This window comes from Hydrogenophaga sp., assembly GCF_030158645.1.
Taxonomy (GTDB): domain Bacteria; phylum Pseudomonadota; class Gammaproteobacteria; order Burkholderiales; family Burkholderiaceae_C; genus Hydrogenophaga.
In genome coordinates this window covers 1-5,032 of sequence record NZ_JAOASO010000164.1, presented here as the reverse complement: position 1 = coordinate 5,032, position 5,032 = coordinate 1, and the positions used below count along the sequence as shown (strand labels likewise).

Below are 5,032 nucleotides of genomic sequence, written 5' to 3'. Positions count from 1 at the left end.
GTGATTCAGGTGGTGGCGGGGCGCAACATCGCCGTGCTGGTGGAGGCCGCTGTGCGCAACACCATCCTGCAACTGCGCGGCATCGACACCTACCAGGAATTCGTTTCGCGCCACCGCGCGGCCATGTCGCGCGGGGAGTGAGCGCCTCAGGCCCTGTGTGACTGGCCCTTGTGCGGACAGTCGGTCTTGGTGCAGTTGGCGTAGAGCGAGAGCGCGTGCTCCTGCAGCACGAAGCCCCGCGTCTTGGCCACCATCTGCTGACGCTTTTCGATCTCGGCGTCAAAGAACTCTTCCACGCGACCGCAGTCCAGGCACACCAGGTGGTCGTGGTGCTGACCTTCGTTGAGCTCGTACACCGCCTTGCCCGACTCGAAGTTGCTGCGCGTGAGCAGACCGGCCTGTTCAAACTGCATCAGCACGCGGTAGACCGTGGCCAGGCCGATGTCGGAACGCTCTTCGAGCAGCACACGGAACACATCTTCGGCCGTCATGTGGCGCTGCTTGGCGTTCTGGAACACCTCCAGGATCTTCAGCCGGGGCAGCGTGGCTTTCAGTCCGGTGTTCTTGAGTTCTTCGATGTTGGTCATGGCGGTGCGCGTGGCGCGTGGAGTGGGGCGGGTGGGCTCTTTGCGGTGCCTTCAAGCCCCAAGACTACAATGAAAGCATCATATCGCCAGCGTCTGGCGCACGCTGCATTTTTGCCCCGGCAACGCCAGCGCGCGCGCCCCATTCACGGTCCGATCCCATGCTCCAACACTCACCCGATTGCGCCTCCCCGACCCCGCGTGGTCAGCGACCTTACCGCCCGGTTGCCCTGCTGTGTGCCGTGGCCTCGCTGGTTGCGCTGTCGGCGTGTTCCAGCGTCACCAGCCGCTTGCCGGGCATCTCCAGCGTCGTCACGCCGTACAAGATCGACATCCTGCAAGGCAACGTGGTCACGCGCGAGCAGGCCGCGGCCCTGCAGCCCGGCATGGGCCGCGACCAGGTGCGCGACATCCTGGGTTCGCCCTTGCTGACCAGTGTGTTCCACGCCGATCGCTGGGACTACGTGTTCACCTTTCGCCGCCAGGGCCAGGCGCCCCAGCAGCGCCGCCTGACGGCGTTCTTCAAGGCCAACGTGCTCGAAAGGTTCGAGGCCGACGAGCTGCCGAGCGAAGCCGAGTTCGTGGCCTCGCTCGACGCCGGTCGCCGCTTTGGCAAGGTGCCTCCGCTGCAGGCCACCGAGGCCCAGCTGAAAGCTTTTGACGAGCGCAACAAGACCCCCGCGCCGGTGGAGCCTGCGGCGCCTGCAGCCACCCCCGCCGCCAGCTACCCACCCCTGGAGACCCCGGGGACGGCGCGATGAGCGGCGGCGCGAATCTGCACCTTGTGTGCGTGGCGGGCGCCAGCGGCCGCATGGGCCAGATGCTGGTGGAGGCCGTGCGCAGCAGCGGCGATTGCCAGCTCAGCGGCGCGCTCGACATCGAAGGCAGCCCCATGCTGGGCCAGGACGCCGCGGGTTTTGCCGGTCAGGCCAGCGGCGTTCGCATCACCGCCGACCTCGCCCAGGGCTTGCGCGGCAGCCAGGTGCTGATCGACTTCACCCGCCCCGAGGGCACGCTGGCGCACCTGCGCGAATGTGCGAAACACGGCGTGAATGCGGTCATCGGCACCACCGGTTTCAGCGATGCGCAAAAGGCCGAAATCGCCGAGGCGGCGAAGTCCATCGCCATCGTGATGGCGCCCAACATGAGCGTGGGCGTGAACGTCACGCTCAAGCTGCTGGAGATGGCGGCCAAGGCCATGGCCACCGGCTACGACATCGAGATCATCGAGGCCCACCACCGCCACAAGGTGGATGCGCCCAGCGGCACCGCGCTGAAGATGGGTGAGGTGATCGCCGACGCGCTGGGTCGTGACCTGAAAGACTGCGCGGTCTACGCGCGCGAAGGCGTCACCGGCGAACGCGATCCGTCTTCCATCGGTTTCGCCACCATCCGTGGTGGCGATATCGTGGGCGACCACACCGTGCTGTTCGCCGGCACCGGCGAGCGCATCGAGATCACCCACAAGTCGAGCAGCCGCGCCACTTATGCGCAGGGCAGCCTGCGCGCGGTGCGCTTCCTGGCGGGCCAGCCGGCCGGGCTGTACGACATGTTCGACGTGCTCAACCTGAAATGATCGACGGCGCGGGCCAGGGTCTTGTGCAGACGCTGGCGCAGGCCGATGCGCTGGGTCGGGCGGTGGCGCTGCTCCTGCTGGCCATGTCGGTGGCGAGCTGGGTGGTGATTCTCTGGAAGGGCTGGCTGCTGCGCCGCGCCGCGCGCGACCTGCAGTTGAGCACCGCCGCGTTCTGGCAAGCCGCCGATCTGGATGACGCGCAACGCCGCTTGGGCACCTTCGATGCGCAGCAACTCGTTTTGCCGTTGCTGCAGGCGGCCCTGGGGTTGAACACCACCGCGCCCCGCACCCTGGCCGCCGCCGGTGACCGGTCACAACAGCTCACCCGCGTGCTGCGCGACGCCCTGCACCGGGTGTTGCACCGCCTGCAGTACGGCCAGGTGCTGCTGGCCACGGTGGGCTCCACGGCGCCTTTCGTGGGGCTGCTGGGCACGGTCTGGGGCATCTACAACGCGCTCACCGGCATCGGGCTGGATGGCGGCTTCCGCATTGAGCAGGTCTCGGGACCGGTGGGTGAGGCGCTGGTCATGACGGCCGCCGGCCTGGTGGTGGCGATTCCTGCCGTGCTCGCTTACAACGTGCTGGGCCGGCAGATCGCGCGGATCGAGGCCGACCTGGAAGGTTTTGCGCGCGACCTGCGCGAACTCATGGTGCACCAGCCATGAGCTTCGGCCGGCTGGAGCGGCCCACCGGCCACAAGCCCATGAGCGAGATCAACGTCACGCCGTTGGTGGACGTGATGCTGGTGCTGCTGGTGATCTTCATCATCGCCGCGCCCTTCATGGCGGACCGGCTGGCGCTGGAGTTGCCCAAGGCGGAGTTGCCAAAGGCGGCCACGCCCGCACAGCCCGGGCCCTTCGTGTCGCTGTCGGTCGACGGCCAGGGCCGCATGCAGTGGGACGGCCAGGCTGTGGACGACACGTCGCTGCGCCAGCGGCTGATCGAAGCCGCACAGCGCGACCCGGCCACCGAGGTGCAGCTGCGCGCCGACGCCAGCGTGCCCTACGGCCGCGTGGTCTCGCTGATCGGCATGGCGCAATCGGCCGGGCTCTCGCGCATTGGTTTCGTGGCCGACTCGACGGCCCCGCGCTGAATGCCTGAGCCCGCGGGCAGCGCCTGGCCCAAGGCCTAAAATCCGGCATCTCCCCGCGCCTCCGCGCGCAGCTTCTCCCCTCACCGTCGCCGGCTGGTCCGGACCCTGGTTCATGCAAGACAAATACGCCCACAAGGAAGTCGAGCGCGCCGCGCACGCCCACTGGAACGCCACCGACGCCTACCGCGTGACGGAAGACGCGGGCAAGAAGAAGTTCTACGCCTGCTCCATGCTGCCCTACCCCAGCGGCAAGCTGCACATGGGCCATGTGCGCAACTACACCATCAACGACATGCTGGCGCGCCAGCTGCGCATGAACGGCCACAACGTGCTCATGCCCATGGGCTGGGATGCCTTTGGCCTGCCGGCCGAAAACGCAGCGATCAAAAACGGGGTGCCGCCGGCGAGGTGGACGTACGAAAACATCGCCTACATGAAGCAGCAGATGCAGGCCATGGGCCTGGCCATCGACTGGTCGCGCGAAGTGGCCACCTGCGATCCGAGCTACTACCAATGGAACCAGTGGCTGTTCCTGAAGATGCTGGAGAAGGGCGTCGCCTACCGCAAGACCCAGGTCGTCAACTGGGACCCGGTGGACATGACCGTGCTGGCGAACGAGCAGGTGATCGACGGCAAGGGCTGGCGCACCGGTGCGGTGGTCGAAAAGCGCGAGATCCCGGGCTACTACCTCAACATCACCTCGTACGCCGAAGAGCTGCTCGACCACGTGCAGATCGGCAACCCCAAGGCCACCCTCAACGGCTGGCCCGACAAGGTGCGGCTGATGCAGGAGAACTGGATCGGCAAGAGCGAGGGCGTTCGCTTCGCCTTTCCCCATGACATCAAGGACGCAAGTGGCGCGCTGATCGGCGACGGCAAGCTGTACGTGTTCACCACGCGCGCCGACACCATCATGGGCGTGACCTTCTGCGCCGTGGCGCCCGAGCACCCGCTGGCCACGCACGCGGCATCGACCAACCCGGCGCTCGCCGCGTTCATCGAAGAATGCAAGACCGGCGGTACCACCGAAGCCGAGCTGGCCACGCAAGAGAAGAAGGGCATGGCCACCGGCTTGTCCGTCACGCATCCGATCACCGGCGAGGAGGTGGATGTGTGGGTGGGCAATTACGTGCTGATGAGTTACGGCGACGGCGCGGTGATGGGCGTGCCGGCGCACGACGAGCGCGATTTCGCATTCGCGAAGAAGTACGGCATTGCGATCAAGCCGGTGGTGACGGTGGAGGGCGAGACTTTCAACCAGGACGCCTGGGCCGATTGGTACGGTGACAAGCAGCGTGCTGTTTGTGTGAACTCCGGCGCCTTTGACGGCCTGCCGTACAAGGTGGCCGTGGACGCCGTGGCCGCTCAGCTCGCGGCCAAAGGCCTCGGCGAGAAAAAAACCACCTGGCGTCTGCGCGACTGGGGCGTGAGCCGCCAGCGCTACTGGGGCACGCCGATCCCCATCATTCACTGCCCTGAACACGGCGCGGTGCCCGTGCCCGAGAAAGACCTGCCGGTCGTGCTGCCGCAGGACTGCATTCCCGACGGCTCGGGCAACCCGCTGCACAAGCACGAAGGCTTTCACGCCGGCGTGGTCTGCCCGGTGTGCGGGCAGAGCGCGCGCCGCGAGACCGACACCATGGACACCTTCGTGGACTCGTCGTGGTACTTCATGCGCTACTGCGACCCGACCAACAGCGACAAGATGGTGGCTGAAGGCGCGGAGTACTGGATGCCGATGGACCAGTACATCGGCGGCATCGAACACGCCATCCTGCA

6 protein-coding genes and 1 pseudogene are annotated in these 5,032 nt (G+C 66.9%); 6 read left to right on the top strand and 1 reads right to left on the bottom strand.

Features of this window, described 5'->3' with window-relative positions; all coding sequences use genetic code 11:
• Nucleotides 1-141, top strand: a pseudogene (locus Q1W68_RS17900) (HPr kinase/phosphorylase); the annotation flags it as partial.
• Nucleotides 142-146: 5 nt separating this feature from the next.
• On the opposite strand, the gene fur reads toward Q1W68_RS17900, so the two are convergent.
• On the bottom strand, nucleotides 147-587 hold the full coding sequence (fur, locus tag Q1W68_RS17895; RefSeq protein WP_291216138.1) for a ferric iron uptake transcriptional regulator: 441 nt from the start codon (nucleotides 585-587) through the stop codon (nucleotides 147-149).
• A 158-nt stretch (nucleotides 588-745) separates the two neighbouring features.
• Between fur and bamE the strand changes: the two genes are divergently transcribed.
• The 5 genes from bamE to leuS form a co-directional block, all read left to right on the top strand.
• A complete protein-coding gene (bamE, locus tag Q1W68_RS17890) occupies nucleotides 746-1,345 on the top strand; it encodes an outer membrane protein assembly factor BamE (protein ID WP_300655714.1) in 600 nt (199 codons plus the stop codon).
• Nucleotides 1,342-2,160, top strand: coding sequence for a 4-hydroxy-tetrahydrodipicolinate reductase (dapB, locus tag Q1W68_RS17885; RefSeq protein WP_300655715.1), 819 nt, complete (start codon nucleotides 1,342-1,344; stop codon nucleotides 2,158-2,160). The genes bamE and dapB overlap by 4 nt, the downstream gene beginning before the upstream one ends.
• Nucleotides 2,157-2,825 carry a MotA/TolQ/ExbB proton channel family protein gene (locus Q1W68_RS17880; protein ID WP_300655717.1) on the top strand — a complete coding sequence of 223 codons (669 nt, stop codon included), beginning with the start codon at nucleotides 2,157-2,159 and terminating at the stop codon, nucleotides 2,823-2,825. The genes dapB and Q1W68_RS17880 overlap by 4 nt, the downstream gene beginning before the upstream one ends.
• Nucleotides 2,822-3,253: a biopolymer transporter ExbD gene (locus Q1W68_RS17875; protein ID WP_300655719.1), complete on the top strand. Its 432-nt coding sequence runs from the start codon at nucleotides 2,822-2,824 to the stop codon at nucleotides 3,251-3,253. Before Q1W68_RS17880 ends, Q1W68_RS17875 begins: the two co-directional genes overlap by 4 nt.
• A gap of 112 nt (nucleotides 3,254-3,365) precedes the next feature.
• The coding region (gene leuS / locus Q1W68_RS17870; RefSeq protein WP_300717211.1) for a leucine--tRNA ligase at nucleotides 3,366-5,032 on the top strand (1,667 nt) is incomplete at its 3' end.